The sequence below is a fragment of the Corallococcus sp. AB018 genome (assembly GCF_003986945.1).
In the GTDB taxonomy this organism is placed as follows: Bacteria; Myxococcota; Myxococcia; order Myxococcales; family Myxococcaceae; genus Corallococcus; species Corallococcus exiguus.
Map to the genome: position 1 here is coordinate 1 of NZ_RAWR01000148.1, position 17,754 is coordinate 17,754.

The 17,754-nt window shown below is 69.4% G+C and carries 15 protein-coding genes and 1 pseudogene; 6 read left to right on the forward strand and 10 right to left on the reverse strand.

Annotated features, from left to right (window positions below; translation table 11 throughout):
* Positions 1 to 568, reverse strand: a pseudogene (locus D7Y11_RS27620) (hypothetical protein); the annotation flags it as partial.
* A gap of 91 nt (positions 569 to 659) precedes the next feature.
* Here D7Y11_RS27620 and D7Y11_RS27625 point away from each other — a divergent pair.
* Entirely contained in the window at positions 660 to 1,490 is an 831-nt protein-coding gene (locus tag D7Y11_RS27625) for a hypothetical protein (protein WP_169821077.1), read from the forward strand.
* On the opposite strand, the gene D7Y11_RS27630 is transcribed toward D7Y11_RS27625, so the two are convergent.
* Positions 1,491 to 2,738 (reverse strand): SLC13 family permease, encoded by a 1,248-nt coding sequence (locus D7Y11_RS27630; RefSeq protein WP_121753412.1) that lies wholly within the window; start codon positions 2,736 to 2,738, stop codon positions 1,491 to 1,493.
* Between the two features lie 184 nt (positions 2,739 to 2,922).
* Between D7Y11_RS27630 and D7Y11_RS27635 the strand changes: the two genes are divergently transcribed.
* A complete protein-coding gene (locus D7Y11_RS27635) occupies positions 2,923 to 5,343 on the forward strand; it encodes a DEAD/DEAH box helicase (RefSeq protein ID WP_199745944.1) in 2,421 nt (806 codons plus the stop codon).
* Positions 5,344 to 5,359: 16 nt separating this feature from the next.
* Entirely contained in the window at positions 5,360 to 6,937 is a 1,578-nt protein-coding gene (locus tag D7Y11_RS27640) for a ribonuclease H-like domain-containing protein (RefSeq protein WP_121753411.1), read from the forward strand.
* A gap of 113 nt (positions 6,938 to 7,050) precedes the next feature.
* On the opposite strand, the gene D7Y11_RS27645 is transcribed toward D7Y11_RS27640, so the two are convergent.
* From D7Y11_RS27645 to D7Y11_RS27665, 5 genes are all read right to left on the reverse strand, one after another.
* On the reverse strand, positions 7,051 to 7,614 hold the full coding sequence (locus D7Y11_RS27645) for a hypothetical protein (RefSeq protein ID WP_120578450.1): 564 nt from the start codon (positions 7,612 to 7,614) through the stop codon (positions 7,051 to 7,053).
* A 92-nt stretch (positions 7,615 to 7,706) separates the two neighbouring features.
* Complete coding sequence (locus tag D7Y11_RS27650; RefSeq protein ID WP_120578449.1) at positions 7,707 to 8,111, reverse strand: hypothetical protein; 405 nt, start codon at positions 8,109 to 8,111, stop codon at positions 7,707 to 7,709.
* On the reverse strand, positions 8,108 to 9,100 hold the full coding sequence (locus D7Y11_RS27655; RefSeq protein WP_120578448.1) for a hypothetical protein: 993 nt from the start codon (positions 9,098 to 9,100) through the stop codon (positions 8,108 to 8,110). The genes D7Y11_RS27650 and D7Y11_RS27655 overlap by 4 nt, the downstream gene beginning before the upstream one ends.
* Positions 9,101 to 9,373: 273 nt before the next feature.
* Positions 9,374 to 9,922 (reverse strand): hypothetical protein, encoded by a 549-nt coding sequence (locus D7Y11_RS27660; RefSeq protein ID WP_120578447.1) that lies wholly within the window; start codon positions 9,920 to 9,922, stop codon positions 9,374 to 9,376.
* Positions 9,923 to 9,929: 7 nt separating this feature from the next.
* The gene (locus D7Y11_RS27665; protein ID WP_158642005.1) at positions 9,930 to 10,577 is read right to left on the reverse strand and encodes a biotin/lipoyl-containing protein; all 648 of its coding nucleotides are present in this window, start codon (positions 10,575 to 10,577) and stop codon (positions 9,930 to 9,932) included.
* A gap of 373 nt (positions 10,578 to 10,950) precedes the next feature.
* On the opposite strand from D7Y11_RS27665, the gene D7Y11_RS27670 reads away from it, so the two are divergent.
* The 3 genes from D7Y11_RS27670 to D7Y11_RS27680 all read left to right on the forward strand — a co-directional run bounded on the left by D7Y11_RS27670 (position 10,951) and on the right by D7Y11_RS27680 (position 14,726).
* The gene (locus D7Y11_RS27670; protein ID WP_233607411.1) at positions 10,951 to 12,174 is read left to right on the forward strand and encodes an OmpA family protein; all 1,224 of its coding nucleotides are present in this window, start codon (positions 10,951 to 10,953) and stop codon (positions 12,172 to 12,174) included.
* Positions 12,175 to 12,236: 62 nt separating this feature from the next.
* Complete coding sequence (locus tag D7Y11_RS27675; RefSeq protein ID WP_126935195.1) at positions 12,237 to 13,580, forward strand: WGR domain-containing protein; 1,344 nt, start codon at positions 12,237 to 12,239, stop codon at positions 13,578 to 13,580.
* A 9-nt stretch (positions 13,581 to 13,589) separates the two neighbouring features.
* Entirely contained in the window at positions 13,590 to 14,726 is a 1,137-nt protein-coding gene (locus tag D7Y11_RS27680; protein ID WP_120578444.1) for an STM4014 family protein, read from the forward strand.
* On the opposite strand, the gene D7Y11_RS27685 is transcribed toward D7Y11_RS27680, so the two are convergent.
* From D7Y11_RS27685 to D7Y11_RS27695, 3 genes are read right to left on the reverse strand one after another with little or no spacing between them, the layout of a single operon-like run.
* Positions 14,693 to 15,592, reverse strand: coding sequence for an STM4011 family radical SAM protein (locus D7Y11_RS27685; protein ID WP_120578443.1), 900 nt, complete (start codon positions 15,590 to 15,592; stop codon positions 14,693 to 14,695). The two genes, D7Y11_RS27680 and D7Y11_RS27685, sit on opposite strands and share 34 nt — an antisense overlap.
* Positions 15,589 to 16,902 carry an STM4012 family radical SAM protein gene (locus D7Y11_RS27690; RefSeq protein ID WP_126935196.1) on the reverse strand — a complete coding sequence of 438 codons (1,314 nt, stop codon included), beginning with the start codon at positions 16,900 to 16,902 and terminating at the stop codon, positions 15,589 to 15,591. Before D7Y11_RS27690 ends, D7Y11_RS27685 begins: the two co-directional genes overlap by 4 nt.
* Positions 16,899 to 17,711 carry an STM4013/SEN3800 family hydrolase gene (locus D7Y11_RS27695; RefSeq protein WP_126935197.1) on the reverse strand — a complete coding sequence of 271 codons (813 nt, stop codon included), beginning with the start codon at positions 17,709 to 17,711 and terminating at the stop codon, positions 16,899 to 16,901. Before D7Y11_RS27695 ends, D7Y11_RS27690 begins: the two co-directional genes overlap by 4 nt.
* Positions 17,712 to 17,754: the final 43 nt, after the last annotated feature.

Here is a 17,754-nt window from a genome sequence, read left to right on the forward strand (position 1 = left end):
GGGGCGCGGGGGCTTCCGCCTGCTGCGGCGGGGACAGCTCGAAGGTGGCCTCGTCCATGCCGAAGCTCAGCGGCGTGGCGGCCGTGGAGGTGATCTCGCCGTGGTAGTGGTGCCGGATGGCGCGCTCGATGGAGGACGCCGTCGCCACCACCACCTGGAGCTTCTGGCCGGAGTGGAAGGCCAGCTCCTGGAGGGACTCCACGTTGGTGGGATCCGACGTAGCCACGGTGAGCGTCTTGGAGCCGGGTTCGTAGGCGATGGGGAAGACGGTGTAGCGCTCGGCGATGTCCACGCGCAGCGCCTGGAGCGCGTTCGGAACGGGGACATGGGTGTCCAGGTTCACGGTGGGGATGGCCAGCTGCCGCGACAGGGCGTGCACCATGGAGCTTTCGTCCACGACGCCCATCTGCACCAGGGTGAGGCCCAACCGGCCGCCCCACTTGCGCTGCTCGGCGAGCGCCGTCCGCAGCTGGGTTTCAGTGAGCAGGCCGGCGTCCATCAGGATCTCACCCAACCGCCGCTTGCGGTTGGGGCCCGGGCCGGGAGGAACAGAAGGGGGAGGATTCACGGCCGGGCAGCATATCAGTGCCGGACACTCCCCAGGCCTTCGGTGGGTCACAAACAGGCCAGGGGGGCGGGGATGGGCTAGCCTGGGCCCCATGGTGCGAAGCCGAAGCGTCCTATTCGCCGCAGTCCTCGTCGCCTTCACCGCCGGTTGCGCCTCCAAGCGCCTCTCCGGCGCGGACCTGGACCGGGTCCAGCGGCCCGCATTCATCTCCCGCATCGAGGACGGCGCGGGGCCCAAGAGCAAGGTGTTCCAGGAGGACAGCGCGTACTCCGACAAGCTCAAGAAGCTGGAGCCCAAGGAGGCGGACCGCCGGCTCACCGTGAAGCTGCAGCAGGCGGTGACGCGCTTCGAGCTCTCCGAGCGCCTGCGCGTGACCACCCTGTCGCGCCTGCCGGAAGAGACCCCCTGGACGAACGCGGTGGATCCCGCCCGCGTGGCTTCCGCGCTGGAGAGCTTCCTGGTGGAGGAGGTGCCCGCCAACGCGCCGGACTACGACTTGATGGCCCCGCTGGGCGCGGACACCATCGTGGAGTTCGTCATCCAGGACTACGGCATGCGCAGCGACGACGGGCACGCCGGGGCCTACCTCAAGGGTTACGGGCGCATGTTCCGGGTGGACGGGCGCTGGGAGCTGTGGCACCGGCGGTTCGACATGGACGCAGTGGAGCAGGGTGCCCCGCACCTGGATCCGTTCAAGGTCGGCAAGGACCCTGAGCTGTTCCGCCTGGCCATGACGGCCCTGTTGGACAAGGTGGCGGACATGTTCGTGAAGGACCTGACGCCCGCGAACCGCAAGGGCGCGGCCCCCTCGGGCAGCACCGCGCCGGACACCGTGCCCTCCGCCGTCACGCCCGCCGCGGCGGCGCCCACTCCGCCCGAGCACCAGCTGCCCCCGGGCGAGCTGCCGGATCCGGATGCTTGATTAGAAGAGGGCGTGCTCCGCCAGGAGCACACCCAGGCCCACGACGAAGCTGACCAACGTCACGGGCACGCCCACGCGCAGGTAGTCCATGAAGCCCATGCGGACCTTGCCGCGCGCGGCCTCGAAGACGATGAGGTTCGCCACGCTGCCCACCAGCGTGAGGTTGCCCGCGAGCGTGGAGCCCAGCGCGAGCACGTGCCACGCCAGCTCCGGCTCCTGCATGGTCGGCACCCACGCGCGCGCGAGCATCACGAACGGCACGTTGCTGAAGAGGTTGGACGCCACGAGCGTCAGGAATGCGAAGCCCAGCGTCTCGCGCCACGGCGGCCCGGCCATCAGCGGGGAGAACACGTGGCGGATGGCCTCCGCCCAGCCCGCCTTGTTCACCCCGTACACGACGACGAAGAGGCTGGCGAAGAAGAGCAGCAGCACCCAGTCCACGCGCTCCAGGGCCTCGCGCGGCTCGTGCCCGGACAGGGACATCACCAGCACGCCGCCCGCGAGCGCGCTCCAGCTCATGGGCAGGCCGGCGAAGAACGCCACCACCACGCCCAGCAGGACTCCCAGCCCCAGCGAGAGCAGCCGGCGGTCCACCTCCAGCGGGGGAGGGTGCGTGTCGAAGCGCGCGGACGGCAGCTCCTTGCGGAAGAGGTAGAGCAGCGCCAGGGCGACGATGACGGTGGAGAGGATGGCGGGCAGGGCCATGTACGCGGCGAACCGCGCGTAGCCCAGTCCGGACGCGCCCTGGATCAGCATGTTCTGCGGGTTGCCAGTGAAGGTGGCCACGGAGCCGCTGTTGCTGCCCATGCACACCGCGAGCAGGTACGGCACCGGTGGCAGGCGCGCGTCCTCCACCACCACCAGCACCAGCGGCGTGAGGAACAGGCACACGGTGTCGTTGACGAGGAACGCGGACAGGAACGCGCTCACGAACGTCACGGCCACCAGGAGCAGCCGCGGCGTGTGAGCCACCTTGAGGGCCTTGGCTCCGGCGGCGCGGAAGAAGTTCGCCTGCGCCAGGTACACGGCCAGCAGCATCATCCCCAGCAGGAGGACGATGGTGTCCATGTCGATGGCTTGCTGGTTCCGGTCCGCGCTGTGACCGAAGACCTCCGTGGGCGTGACGGCCCCGGCGACGACCATCAGCGTGGCGCCCAGCAGGGCACCTCCGGGACGGTCCAGCTTGATGAAGGGCAGCCTCGCCCCGGCGATGAAGATGTACGTGAACAGGAAGATCGCGAGCGCCACGGGCGCGGGACACTAGGGTCCGCTCCTCGGACCCGTCGAGGTCCCCTGGAGCCGCCTGTCCAGCAGGGAATCGAGCCGGCTACTGTCGGGTGGGAATGTGGGTGATGGGCCCCCAAAAGACCGCCGTGGTGGGTCCTGACGCGCGTTGTCCTTCCGGGTACACGTCTGTACAGTGGCCGGCCCTATGAAGCCCGAGAAGGAAACCGAGGCCTTCTCCGGCCCGCGCCGCACGCCGTGGTCAGGGGCTCGCGGGCTGGACGCCGTCCTCCAGGGATGGCGGACGGACCGGCAGGTGTGGCCGAACATCGTCCATGACGCCGTGACACCCGCCCGCGCTGGCGTGTTCGCGCCGATGCCAGAGGGGCTGGCCCCCCAGGTCCGGGACGCGCTCAAGCGCCGGGGCGTGGAGCAGCTCTTCTCCCATCAGGCCGAAGCCTTCGAGCGGGCCCGCGACGGGGAGAGCCTGGTCATCGCCACGCCGACCGCGTCCGGCAAGAGCCTCTGCTACAACCTGCCGCTGTTGGATCGCTTCGCGCGCGAGCCGGAAGCGCGGGCGCTCTACCTGTTCCCCACCAAGGCCCTGTCTCGCGATCAGGAAGAGTCGCTGCGCGCCTTCATGCGTGAGGCGGGCCTGGGCCATGGCGCCATCACCTTCGACGGTGACACTCCGGGGGACGCGCGCCGGGCGGCTCGCGAGCGTGCGGGCGTGGTGCTCACCAACCCGGACATGCTGCACACGGGCATCCTTCCGCACCACGCGAACTGGGCGCGGCTGTTCTCGAACCTGCGCTACGTCGTCATCGACGAGCTGCACACGTACCGGGGCGTCTTCGGTTCGCACCTGGCGAACGTGCTGCGGCGGTTGCAGCGGGTGGCGCGGTTCCACGGGGCATCGCCCACGTTCATCCTGGCGTCGGCGACCATCGGCAATCCGAAGGCGCACGCGGAGCGGATGCTGGGGCGCGAGGTGGCGCTCGTGTCGGAGAGCGGGGCGCCGTCCGGTGAGCGCCGGGTGTTGGTCTACAACCCGCCGGTGGTGAACGCGGAGTTGGGCATCCGCGCCAGCTATCTGAAGAGCGCGGTGCGGCTCACCTCGGACCTGGTGCGCGCGGGGGTGTCCACGCTGCTGTTCGGCCAGTCGCGCAACAACGTGGAGGTGATGCTCAAGTACCTCCGCGACCGGTTCGTGGAGGAGAAGCTGGATCCGTCGCTCATCCAGGGCTACCGGGGCGGCTACCTGCCGGGCACCCGCCGCGCGACGGAGGCCGCGATGCGCGCGGGCGAGGTGCGCTGCGTGGTGGCCACCAACGCGCTGGAGTTGGGCATCGACATCGGTTCGTTGGACGCGGTGGTGTGCGCGGGCTACCCGGGCTCCGTGGCGGCGCTGGCGCAGCGCTTCGGCCGCGCGGGCCGGCGAGGCATGGGGAGCCTGGCGCTGCTGGTGACGTCGAGCGCGCCGTTGGATCAGTACTTCGCGGCGGATCCGCGCGCTCTCACGGGCGCGCCGGTGGAGCATGCGCGGATTGATCCGGACAACGTGGAGATCTTGGTCCAGCACCTGAAGTGCGCGGCGTTCGAGCTGCCCTTCGAGGAAGGGGACGCGTTCGGCGACGTGCCGGTGGAGAACACCACGGAGGCGCTGGACTTCCTCACGCAGCACCAGGTGGTGCACCCGTCGCAGGCGCCGGAGGGCGGGCGTCGGATGTTCCACTGGTCGTCGGACGCGTATCCGGCGCACCACGTGTCGTTGCGCAGCGTGGGCTGGGACAACGTGGTGGTCATCGAGCGCGGCACGGACAAGACGCTGGCGGAGATGGACTTCCGCTCCGCGCACACGCAGCTGCACGAACAGGCCATCTACCAGCACGACTCCGAGCAGTACCAGGTGGAGATGCTGGACCTGGAGAACCACAAGGCGTTCGTGCGGAAGGTGGCGCCGGACTACTTCACGGACGCGATGACGAACGTGCGCGTGAGCGTCATCCAGGAGGACCAGGGAGCGCCGCTGGGGCCCTCGCTGCACGCGGGCCTGGGCGAGGTGTCCGTCATCGAGAAGGTGGTCGGCTACAAGAAGATCAAGTTCCACACGCACGAGAACGTGGGCTACGGCGACGTGCGGCTGCCGGAGATGCAGATGCACACGTCGGCGCTGTGGCTGACGGTGCCGGAGGCGGTGGTGCGGAGCATGGACGCGCCCCGGCCCGCGGTCATCGACGCGCTTCGAGGCCTGGGTTCCGCGCTGCGCACGGTGGCGTGCGTGGGGTTGATGAGCGACCCGCGAGACCTGGGCCGCACGCTGGGCAGCAAGGACGAGCCGGACGGTCCGCCGCGCAAGGAAGGCGGCGTGGGCTTCGATCCGACGCTGTTCCTCTACGACAACGTGCCCGGTGGCGTTGGACTGGCGGCGCGGCTGTACGATCAGCGCGAGGAACTGCTCCTGCGAGGGCGCAAGTTGCTGGAGTCGTGCCCGTGCGAGGACGGGTGTCCGGCGTGCATCGGGCCGGCGGCGGGTGGGCAGCCGGGGAGCGCGTCGTCGGGGTCGCATCCGCGCAAGCGGCTGGCGTTGGACCTGCTGGCGGCGCTCGGCGTCGCCGGGGTGCAGTGAGGAGCACGGGCGCGGCATGGACCTGAAGCGCAAGCTGTCCCGACTCACCAACGCGGGCCCCGGCAGTCAGGCCCGGGCGCCCGTGGATACCGTCGTGGAGACACCGGCGGTGGAGGCGCGCGCGCAGGACGCGGCGGTGGCTCCGATTCCGCCGGTGGAAGAGGCGGGCACGACCACCATCGCGGAGGTGCTGGTCCAGGCGCTGCGCAAGCGCATGTCGATGGACGGGGAGGGGACTGACGGCGGGCAGCCTCCCGAGACCGCATTGCGTACCGCGCAGGCGGAGGTCGCTGACCGCGAGGCCACGCGGGCGGACGGTCTCGTGGACCTGCGCGAGGAGGCGCGGCGGCGGCTCGCGGCGAAGCGCGGCGGTGCGGCGGACGGTCCCGCGGATCCACGGGTGGAAGCGCTGCGCCAGATGCTGTCGTTCTGGGCGGAGCGTCAGGGTACGGCGTCCGCTCGGAAGGCGGTGGCGCCGGCCCCCGAGCCGCGTGCCTTGCCCGTGGAGGCGAGGGCGACGCCGCATGGCACGGTGCACGTGGCCGAGCAGGTGTATGCGCCGGACCATCGTCACGGCACGGCACCGGTGGCGGCGGCGCTCGACGTGGAGGCGCGGCTGGTGGCGGGGCTGGCGCTGCATCCGGAGCTGGAGTCGGTGGACTTCACGCGGATGTTGATGCTGGACACGGAGACGACGGGGCTCGCGGGCGGTACGGGAACGGTGCCGTTCCTGGTGGGCCTGGGTTGGTTCGAAGGCCGCTCGATGCGCGTGCAGCAGCTCTTCCTGAGGCGCATGGGAGAAGAGGCGCCCATGCTGCGCCTCCTGGCCGAGCGCATGGCGTCGTCGTCCTGCCTGGTCACGTACAACGGCAAGAGCTTCGACTGGCCGCTGCTGCGCACGCGCTTCGTGCTCAACCGGGTGCCAGTGCCGAAGGAGCTGCCGCACCTGGACCTGCTGCACTGCGCGCGGCGCGTGTTCAAGCACCGCGGCGAGGGCGCGCGGCTGGTGCACCTGGAGTCAAAGGTGCTGGGGCATCATCGGGTCGGGGACGTGGATGGTTCGCAGATCCCGGAGCTGTACTTCCGCTTCCTGCGCGGCACGGACGGTTCGGAGCTGGTGCCGGTGCTGGAGCACAACCAGAAGGACCTGCTGCTGCTGGCGGCGCTGATGGGCGATCTGGTGCGCCGCTTCCAGTCCGAAGGCTCGGAGCAGCAGGACCCCCGGGATCTGCTGGGCTTCGCGCAGGTGGCGGAGAGGGCAGGGGACGCGGCGCGGGCGCTGACGTTCGCGAAGGCCGCCGCGGAGAGCGGAGGCCCGGTGGGAATCGAAGCGCTGGTGCTGGCCTCGCGCCTCTGCCGCCGCTCGGGGGATTGCGACACGGCGGTGGCGCACCTGCAGCGTGCGCTCACGTTCGCGAAGCCCGGACAGGGCGCGGTGTTGCACCTGTCCCTGACGAAGCTCTACGAGCACTCCCTCAAGGACCTGCCCCGGGCCCTGTACCACGCCAGGCTCGCCGCCCCGGTGGAGCTGCCGGAGGACCACCAGCTCCGCCTGGAGCGCCTGGAGCGCCGGCTGTCGCGTCAAGGGGCCTGAGTAAGTAGGTGAGCGAAAGTCCCTGACTAAATGGGGCTACCCTCCAGAGGAGAGCGAGCCTCGTTGGTGTCGAGAGGTTCGAGTGACCGGATTAGCCGCGTCACGCAAGCTGCTCAGCGAAGCCGCTGCTTGAGTCGCCCAGTTATTCTCTTGAGCTCCTCTTTGTACAGACACAGCGCGTCCTCGATTTCGTACGCATTCAGGGTACCGAAGGCTGAGGGAAGTTCCTCGACCGCGATCCACGCACGTTCCGCGACTGCGATGCCGAGCGCCGCTGCGCCAATCCTGGTGCCCATGTGCAGGTACACGCGTTCCGGCATCTTCTTCAGGTAGGATCCCAACCGCAGCGCGGCGTCGTAGATGTACATTTCCTTGGCACCGCGAATCGGAGTCAGTAGGCGCTCAAGGAGCGCGAACAACTCATCGAAGTTCGGGACTTGACGAATCGCTTCTTGGTTCGCGATTAGCACCCGACGGACCTCGTCCACCGTGGATTGCTCCAGGTGGCGCTGGTGGTTGAAGAGCGCGCCGTTCTCCTTTCGTGCGTCTGCCACTACCTCAATGGCCTCTTCGAGCGACGGAAGCTTCGCGAAGTATTCGAGTTCCCCCATCGACTTCAGGCGCGGTCCCCATTGGTAGTCTTCGACGATTTCTTCGTACGAATTCAGGCGTGCCATATCGGGTTTCTAAAGTTGGGCTGGTTTCATGGAGCGTCAGCGGCTTCGTGGATCAAGCCGCCGTCTTTTGTCCGGAACTTTTGCTCACTTATTTAGAACTGCCACTCCTGGCCCTTCTGTCCCAGGGCCGCGCGTGTCGCCGCCACGTCCTGCAGGGCCTTGAAGGGCGAGGCGTCAGCGAGCTTCACCACGGACTCCAGCACGACCGAAGCCAGCTGCACGTTGTTGCCCTGGATGGCACCGTCGAGCCGTTCGAAGAGCTGCCGGAAGTTCTCCTTGCGCTCGTCGAAGCTGCGGTCGAGGTGGTGCATGAGCACGTCACGCATGGCGTGGATGTGCTCCACGTTCACCCGGGCATTCTCCCGCAGCCGTGTCTGCTCGGTCTGCTCCTTCGCGATGTCGCGCACGCACTCGGTGATGGACCGGATGCCTTGCAGGACGTCGCCAATCCCCGCCGTGGACAACCCGCCCGTGGGAGCCAATTTCGCCGAGGTCATGCCGCCTCCGAGTGCAGGAGGCGACGGGTCTGCCCGAGCAGCGCCTCCATTTGAACGTTGAGGTCGCCGCCTTCGTTGAAGAGCGGGACGCGCATCAATTCACTCTCCGCCTTGGCCAGCTGCATGGCGATGGCGAACCGAGCCAGATGCGCATCGTCCTCGGCGTTGAAGTGTCCGGACAAGGCCCAGAGGGACTCGAGCGCCGCCTTCGCGCGCTGGTCGAGCAGGTCGAGGACCGTGCTCAGCTCCTCGACGCGGACTTCCGCCCGCGCCAGCAGTCCGATGATGGCTTCGATCTTCGCCACCTGCTCGTCCACTTCGCAGGAATAGGCCTCGGCCTTCGTCTTCGCCTTCTCGCCCTCCCGCGCAAGGAAGAAGCCGGCCACGGCCGCGGCGGGCGCCACCGCGATGCCTCCGAGGACCACGGCGCCTCCCGCCATGCCAAAGCCTCCTGCCGCGAGGGAACCTCCACCCAGCCAGGCCAGGAGCGCGCTGTTTGCCGCGGCCCCCGAAAGGCCCGTCATGGCGACGCCGGTGCCAGCGGTGGCGAAGCTGGTGACGAGCCCCGTCGTCATGGCGCTCGCTCCGGCGCCCGTCATCGCTGCAGTGACGGCGCCAGAGAGTGCGCCCCCCGCTTCGACGTATTGCGCGGCGAACTGACGCACCTCCTCACGGCTGACGCCTACCGCTCCCAGACTCTCCAGTGCCGCGAGGCGAGCCCGCTGGTTCAGCTGTTCGAGGAAGTCGAAGAGGCTCCGGAAGGTTGTGGCCACCACCTGGGCCTTCTGGGTCCCGAGTGCGTCGAGCCTTCCCTGCAGCCCGCCGCGCGCTTCGTCGAGCTTTCCGATCCACTCGCGATGCCTGGCCTCCGCGGCCTCGCCAATTTCATTGGCCTCGCGCATGGCATCGATGCCGTCGTAGCCCTTCTTCGCTCCATATCCGAGGAGGCTTGCGAGTCCGATAGCGACAGGAATGAGCGGCAGCGGCATGGGGAGCCTTTCCTTTCGATTGGGTTCGGCGCGGCCATGCTGCGGTGCCCGGGACCGCCTTCACAATCCCTCGTTCGGGTGAGGACGCGCCGACCCGGAGCTTCAGGCCGCCTCACGGCAACGCATCACGCAGACTCGGGAACCACGAGACGAGCAATCGCTGCGTGCCCAGCCTCACGTAGGCCCGGCCAGGCTCGCCGCCCCGGTGGAGCTGCCGGAGGACCACCAGCTCCGCCTGGAGCGCCTGGAGCGCCTGGAGCGGCGGCTGTCGCGTCAGGGATCCTGAGCGTTGGGCGCAAGGCCAGCGTCCGAGGATGCGTCCTGGAAGGGCAGGGGACGCGGATGCGCCGGATCGAAGGAGGGTGAGACGCCAGGGGCGGCCTTCTCCATGACACCGCCGTCCGCGAAAGGGCTGTACGGCTCCATCCCATCCAGGATCCGGCGAAGGATGCGGCCATCACGGCTGATGGCATACCGGACCCCAGAGTCGAGTCCAGGCTGGGGTCCGCCGCATGCCGACGGGTCCAATTCGATACGCACGAAGACGATGTCTTCACGCTGAATGACCCTGAAGACATGTGACATGCGCCTGTCGGTGCACGGCGCTTCAGACCGGTCCGGAGGCAGATAATCGTTCGCCGCCAAGGTCAGGGCGCGGATCACGGCTCCATCCAGCACGCCGGGCTGCTCGGATGTGCCGACCTGGATCGGCGCCTGTTCGAAGAACTGCGGGAAGACTATCGAACGGTCATCCTTCACCGGGGCAGCGCCCGCCACGAACTCGCGTGCACACCCGGCGGCGATCCCCAGAAACAGCAACACGGCCGGCTCACGGCAACGCATCACGCAAGCCTGGGAACCACGAGACAAGCAACCGCTGCGTGCCCAGCTTCACGTAGGCCCGGCCCGACTCGCCGTCCTGATACACGCGCTTCTTGCCGTCACGCTCGTAGGTCCGGGCCGGCACGTGCGCCCGGATCAGCACCGCGCCTTTCGGGTACGCCTCGGCTCGCCGCTGCACCTTCGCGAACTGGAGCGACTCCTCCGGACCCTCCACCTGCTCGATGACTGTTTCCAGCGGGTGGCGCATGTCCGGCATCTGGAACTCCAACGTCATCCCCGGGGCCAGCTCCTGCCGGTACTCCTCCGGGAACAGCACGTTGAGCGACGGCAGCACGTTCCGGTTCATCAAGGCCGCCACCGGCTGGCCCGCCTCCACCTGGGCCCCCTTCGTCACCGCCACCCGGCCCACTATCGCCTCTAGCGGTGCCACCACCTCCGCTGCCCCGGTCGCCGTCTCCAGCCGCGCCACCACCTGCCCGGCCTTGACCTTCTCGGTCAGCCCCACGTCCACCGACATCACTCGTCCCGCGGCCGGAGCAGGGACGTCCACCCACTCGCCCTGCTGGAGCAGCACCTGCCCCCGCGCGGACCGGTCCACCCGCACCATCCCCGCGAGCACTCCCAGCGTCACCACCGCTCCCACCGCGCTCCAGGTCCATGCCCGCCGTGAAAAGCGGGACGTCGGCTTGGGAGGGGAGGAGACAGGCATCGGAGGGGGTTCAGGCCGCGGATCCATGTGCGGAACAGGATGATCCATCCCGGCCTCCCTGCGCCAGGACTGGTTGGAACGCGGGATTCACCGCGAGGCCTTCAACCGGGTCCCTGAAACTTGACGGACACGCACGCCTGCTCGCCCTACAGGGATGTATCCCTGCATCACCCCGGGGCGCCTTGTGCCATGCTGCGTGCGCCTCGTGGATTCTTCCTCCCTCAGATTCGGGTCCCTGGTCCTCGCCGGACTCCTTGCTCCGGGCGCGTTCGCGGCTGAGCCGACGCGCGAGGAACAAGTGCGCGCGGAGCTGGAACGCCAGCTGCGCGACATGGTCCCCGAGTCCCCCTCCGAAGTGCAGGTGCTCTTCGCGGGCTTCAAGCCCGAGGACGGCTACCGGCTCGTGGAGACCGACTTCCTCCTGGATGGCGAACCGCTCGCCGTCCCGGGACTGGAGGAACTCAACGCGCCCGGCGTCCACCGGCTCGCGGTCCTGAAGGTCGAACCCGGCGAGCACACCCTCGTCTCGCGCGTCACGTACACCAACGGCTCCTGGAGCCTGTTCAGCGAGACCAACGGCTTCCTCTGGAAGATCACCGCCTCCGTCGGCTTCCAGACCCAGCGCGGCCTGCGCGTCGTGGTGAAGGCGTCCCCCGGCGTCGTGCCCAACGCTCCGGATCCGCGCCTCAAGCTCAAGCTCACCCACTCCGTCACCGCGGAGATGATCAAGCCTCCGCAGGACGAGCCCGCCGTCGTCACCGCGCCGCCGCCCGTGAAGCCCGCGCCCGTGGATGCCGGCGCCCCGGTGAAGGTCGTTCAGCCCACGCCGCCGCTGGATGCGGGCGTGAAGCCCACGACGACTGTCGTCTCCGTGACGCCGCCCGTGGAGCGCCCGCCGGTGGCGCCCAGCCGCCTGCGCCTCCAGGTGACGTCGAAGAAGCCCACCTCCGCCACCGCCTTCGTGCGCGGCACGGGCGAGCCCCTGAAGCTCACCGTGCCCGGCAAGAAGCCGCAGGACGTGCCCCTGTCCGCGGGCGCGTACACCGTGGACCTCATCGCCGACGGCTTCCTCGCGCAGACGCGCCAGGTGGAGCTGGCCGCCGGGGCGGACTCGTCGCTCGCCTTCGCGCTGGTGCCCGCGCCCAAGGCCGCCAAGGCCGCCAAGGTGCAGGAGGGCCGCATCGAGCTGCCCGACCCCCTGAGCTTCGACGAGAAGAAGCCCGTGCCCGCCAAGGCCACGCTCGCGGGCCTGGACCTGGCGGTGGACCTGCTGGTGCGCGACCCGAAGGCCCGCCTGCGCGTCGAGGGCCACACCGACTCGCGCGAGGTCCCCGAGCCCGCGCGCCAGAGCCTCTCCGACGCCCGCGCCCGCGCCGTGGCCGACATGCTCGTCCGCGCCGGCGTGGCCCCGTCCCGCGTGGAGGCCGTGGGTCTGGGCGACCGCAATCCCAAGGCTCCCAACCTGATTCCTCGTGGACGTGAGCTCAACCGCCGCGTGGAGCTGGTGCTGCTGCGTCCCTGAGCCTTGAGGTTGCTGGAGGGCTCCTCTAGCGTCCCGTGCGTTCTTCGCCAAAGGGACGCGCGATGCCTCGCTACGAGTTCACGGAAGGCAGCTCCAGCAAGTTCTGGGAGATCACCCTGGAGGGCACCACGCTGACCAAGCGCTGGGGCCGCATCGGCTCCGACGGCCAGGAGAAGGTCGAGGAGTTCGACTCCAAGGCGGAGGCGAAGAAGGCCTACGAAGCGCAGGTCCACGAGAAGGAGCGCAAGGGCTACACGCGCGCCGAGGGCGGGGACAGCGACGGCGCGGAGGCCACCGCCGAGTCCGCCGTCAACCCGGACCTGGAGGCCGCCATCCTCGCGAAGCCCGACGACGCGAAGGGCTACCTCGCGTACGCCGAATGGCTCAAGGGCGAGGGCGATCCACGCGCTGAGCTGATCCTCCTCCAGCACTCCGCGCTGGAAGCGCCTGCGGCCACGCGCAAGAAGGTGGCGACGCTCATCGAGGACCACGCCAACGAGCTCCTGGGCGAATCGCTTTCGGAGGCCGTCTCCGACGAGACCCTCAAGCTCGAATGGCACCTGGGCTTCATCCGAGAGGCCCGCCTGGGTCAGGTGGACTACGACTCCTCGGCGAACATCCCGGACCTGCTGGCCGAGCTGCTGGCCCATCCGTCCGCGCGGTTCCTGAGCCGCCTGACCCTCGGCATGGCCAACTTCGACGGCGAGAACGACTACGACGAAACGCTGGAGGTGCTCGCGAAGGCGAAGCCCGCGCCGCCGTTGCGCTCGCTGTTCATCGGCGACTTCGAGTTCCCGGACGAGACGGAGATCTCCTGGACGCAGGTGGGCGACCTCAAGCCGCTCTACAAGGTCTACCCCCAGCTCCAGGAGCTGCGCGTGCGCGGCGGTGAGATCGGGTTCGGGAAGATCGACCTGCCGGAGCTGCGGTCGTTCACCGTGGAGACCGGTGGCCTCCACCAGGGCGCGGTGAAGGAGATCGTGAAGGCGAAGTGGCCGAAGCTGGAGTCGCTGGAGATCTGGTTCGGCCAGGAGAACTACGGCGCGAGCGGCGGGGTGAAGGACCTCAAGCCGCTGCTCGACGCGGAGGGCGTGCCGGCCCTGCGCAAGCTGGGGCTGCGCAACTCCGAGTTCACGGACGAGCTGTGCGCGGCGCTGCCCAAGTCGAAGCTCCTCGCTCAAATCGAAGCGCTGGATCTGTCCATGGGCACGATGAGCGACGCGGGCGCGGACACGCTGGCCCAGAACGCCAAGGCCTTCGCGCACCTCAAGACGCTGGATGTCACCCAGAACTTCCTCACGAAGGCCGGGCAGAAGACCGTGGCCAACGTCGCGAAGTCCGTGGCGAGCGGCAACCAGCGCACGCCCTACGACGAGGAGTCGCGCTACGCCGCCGTGGGCGAGTAGCCCAGCTCCATGCCGTCCGCCGCGCCGCCGTTCCTGATCATCGGCAACCCCGGGAACCGGCGCGTCACGCTCTTCCAGGAGGCCCTGGTCCGCGCCGGGCTGCCTCCCGCGCACGTGGTGGCGTGGGAGACCGTGGCCCGCGCGCCCGATACCCTCCTGGAGCTCCCCGACACGGAGCGCATCGTCCGCATCGACGCGGCGGGGGAGGACGCGGCCGTGGAGCGCGCCTTCCTCCAGCGCGGCTTCACGAATGCGCTCGGCGCGGGCTGCGACACCGTGACGCCCGAGCAATTGGATGCAATGCCGGATGAACACGGCCGCGTGCTGTGCCCCCGGCAGCATCACCTGGGTTTCCTGCGCGTGCTGGAGGACTTGTCCGACCGGTTCGCGCAGCGTCCCCGATGGCGCGTGCTGTCCTCACCCCGCGCCATCGCGGACTTGTTCGACAAGCGCATCACGTCGCGCCGGTACTCGTCCCTGGGCATCCCCGTGCCGCCGTTCCTGGACGTGGCTTCGGGCACGACACCGGAAGCCCTGCGCCAGGCGTTGCGAGATGCGAGCTTCCGCGAGGCGTTCGTGAAGCTGTCCTGCGGTTCGTCCGCGTCGTGCCTCGCCGTGTACCGGCCTGGGCTGGCGCAAGGCTCGTTGCTCACCAGCCTGCACCGAGGCGCCACCGGCTGGTTCAACTCCCTCAAGGTGCGCCGCGTGACGGACGCGCGAGAGGTGGACGCGGTGCTGTCCTTCCTCCTGCGCGAGGGCTCACAGGTGGAGGAGGCCCGGCCCAAGGCACGACTGGGCGGGGACCTGTTCGACTGCCGCGTCCTCACCGTGCGCGGCGAGCCCGTCTTCACCGTCGTGCGCCAGAGCCGCCTGCCCATCACCAACCTGCATCTGGGCGGCTACCGGGGAGACCTGGACGCCTTCCACGCGGCGGTGCCGCCCAGCGAACTGGAGGCCGCGATGGAGAGCTGCCGCGCCGTGGCCCGCGCGCACGACTGCCTCCACGTGGGCATCGACCTGATGTTCGAGGACTTCTTCCACGGCCACCGCGTGCTGGAGGCGAACGCCTTCGGGGACCTGCTCCCCGGCCTCACGCGCGACGGCCTGTCCGTCTACGACTGGGAGATCCGCGATGCGCTGCGCTGAGCGCCGCCCGCCCACAGCCGCGTCGCCGGTACGCGCTCCAGCAGCCCGGAGCCGAACACGCGATCCAGCTCCAGGTACTCCAGGTGCACGTAGCCGATGTGACACCCGCACGTGTCCTTCGAACACGGGCGCGGCTTCAACGCCGCGTCGAAGTCCGGCGCGTAGAGGTTGCCCAGCGGTTCCTTGATGAAGTGACACCGGTACGCGGTGCCGTCACCGTCCACGGACAGCACGGACTCTCCGCCACGGCAGGCCCGGCCCCGGCTGGGGTGACGGGTGTTGTTCACCGGGAAGAGCGGGTCGATTCGGGTGAAGCGCTCCACGTCCTCGGGCGTGTACGCGTCCAGGCCGTCCTTCACCGCGTTGATCCACAGGTACGTGTCCTCGGGGAGCTCGCGACGCAGGGCCTCGGCCTCGTCCGCGAAGCGCCGGAAGCCCACCATGCCCGCGCTGTGCCGCACGCCTTGCTCCGACAGCCGCTCGCACTGCGCGAGGAAGCGCGAACGCTTCATCCACTCCGGATGGTACGTGGCCCAGATGCCCAGCTTCTCCGTGCGGCAGTCCATGAGCCAATCCAGCCGGCAGGAGAGGTTCGTCTGCACCGCCGCGCGCTCCACGTGGGGCAGATGCGTCAGCCGCGCGAGGGCCTGCTGATACCAGGGCCAGATGAGCGCCTCGCCCCACGGCGTGAAGAACACGGACACGGTGTCCTGCGTGCGCGACTCCACCCACTGGAGGAACCGCTCCAGGTCCGCGCGGTCCTTCGTCAGCTCCTCCTCGCTCTGCTTCCACTTGCCGAAGGGGCAGTACTCGCAGCCGTAGTTACAGCCGGACAGCGGGCCCCGGTAGAGCACGGTGAGCTTCATCGCCAGGCGTACTCCGTCATGCGCGCGCGCACGGCCTCGGAGTCCAGCCAGGGACCAATCAAGTCGGAGCGCTCCACGCCCGCGGGAGTGAGCTGGAACACGCCGTCCACGTCGCGCGCCAGCCCGTGCGCCTCCAACTCCGCGAGCATCGGGAAGTCCGCCTTCGCCTCCGTGCCGAAGCGCTGGCGGTACACGCCCGGGTCCACGCCCTCGGCCAGCAGCGACAGCACCAGGTGGCGGTGGCGCTGCTCGGCTGTGTCCAGCACGAAGCCGTAGCGCACTTCACCGAAGGAGGCCGTGTCCCGTTCGCTGTACGCCTGGATGATGCCGCGCACCTCTCGCGAGGCCACCGCGTACTCGGACGAGTAGTGCACCGCGCCCGTGTACGAGCGTGCCCCCACGCCCAGGCCCACCATGCCGTCCTCCTGACAGCGGTACACCGCGCCGCGAGCCGCGGGAGCATGCGCCGCGCGGAACATCCGCATGGACACCTGCGTGTAGCCGCGCGACAGGAGGAAGTCCCGGCCGGTCCGGTAGAGCGACAGCCGCAGGTCGTCCCACGCGCGCGACTTCTTGCCCAGGAAGGTGAGGGGCCGCACGTAGAGCGGGTAGAGGTACAGCTCCTCTGGCGAGTACCGCAGCGCCGCCTCCAGCGAGTGGAGGAACGTCTCCACCGTCTGGCCCTCGATGCCGTAGATGAGGTCCAGGTTGAGCGTGGGGAAGCCCGCGCTCCGCAGCAGATCCAACGTGGCCTCCACCTGCGCCGTCTTCTGCGGCCGCTTCACCGCGGCGACCTCTGTCTCCAGGAAGCTCTGCACGCCCATGCTCACGCGGTCCACGCCCCGGGCCTTCAAGAGCGCGACCTTGTCCGCGTCCACCGTCTCCGGCGATACCTCCACGGACATGGGCACGTCGCGCGGGTCCACGCCCAGCTCCGCCGCCAGGTCGAACACCGTCTCCAGCCCCGCGACATCCAGCAGGGTGGGGGTTCCACCGCCTATGGCGGCCCGAGCGAACGTCGACGGCCCCAACGCCTCCTTCACCCGGCGGGCCTCGCGCTTCAGCGCGGCGAGCCACGCTTCGACGACGTCCTCCTTCGGACCCGCGGCGGTGAAGAGGTTGCAGAACCCGCAGCGCATCTCGCAGAAGGGCACGTGCAGGTAGAGGAACAGCGCGTCCCGCCGCTCCTTCGCCCAGACGTCCTCCAACGGCAGCGCGGGCGTCAGCGGGCGGTAGGCCGTCTTGTGCGGGTAGCCGTACAGGTACGCCACGTACGGCGTCCCTTCGAGCATCGACTCCAGGCGCGTCATGGCGCGGAGTCTACCGGCAGCACGAACTGGCCATAGGGCACCGTCCACACCACCGGGTGCCCCAGCCGGTGTCCCGTGTAGCCGTCCTCGCCGTACGCCGTGCCGTGGTCCGAGCACACGATGCAGAACGCCGGGCCGCGCCGTCGCAGCGCCTGGAAGAGGGGGGGCAGCTGACTGTCCACGTACGCCAGCGCCGCCGCGTGCGTCGCCATGGAGTCCTCCGTCGCCCCGCGCACGTAGTGCCGGTTGGGCTGGTGCAGCGCGGAGACGTTGATGAACAGGAACACCCGCTGCTCCCGGGGCAGCGACTCCAGGATTTTCACTGCGAGTGATGCCTGATTTTCCGTGGATTGGGGATCGGTGACGCCCAGCTCCGGGGCCCAGTGCGCCTCGGAGAAGAGGCCCGGGAGCACGCGGCCCAGGGGGTTCTTCTGGTTGAAGAACCCCGTCCCGCCAATACACACCGTGTGATAGCCGCGCCCGGCCAGCCCCGTGACGAGGTCCGGCGCGTCCAGCACGCAGGTGCCGGGGCCCGTCGTCTCGCTGCCCTCGAAGCGCAGGGCGAAGGGGCGCGAGTGTCGGCCCGGAGTGACAGGGGTGGGGAGGAAGCCCGCGAAGAAGGCCTGATGCGCGGCGTAGGTGAAGCTCGCCGGGGTGTGCCGCTCCTCCCACCGGCCGCCGGGCAGCAGCGCGGCCAGGGTGGGGGTGCGGCCTGCTTCCAACTGCTCCCGCGCCACGTCGTAGCGGAGCGTGTCCAGCGTGAGGAAGAGCAGGTCGTGCGTGCCGACCAGTGCGTTCAGGTCATGCATGCGGACAAGGCGGGCGGGGAGGGGACCTCATCGATGGGAGGTC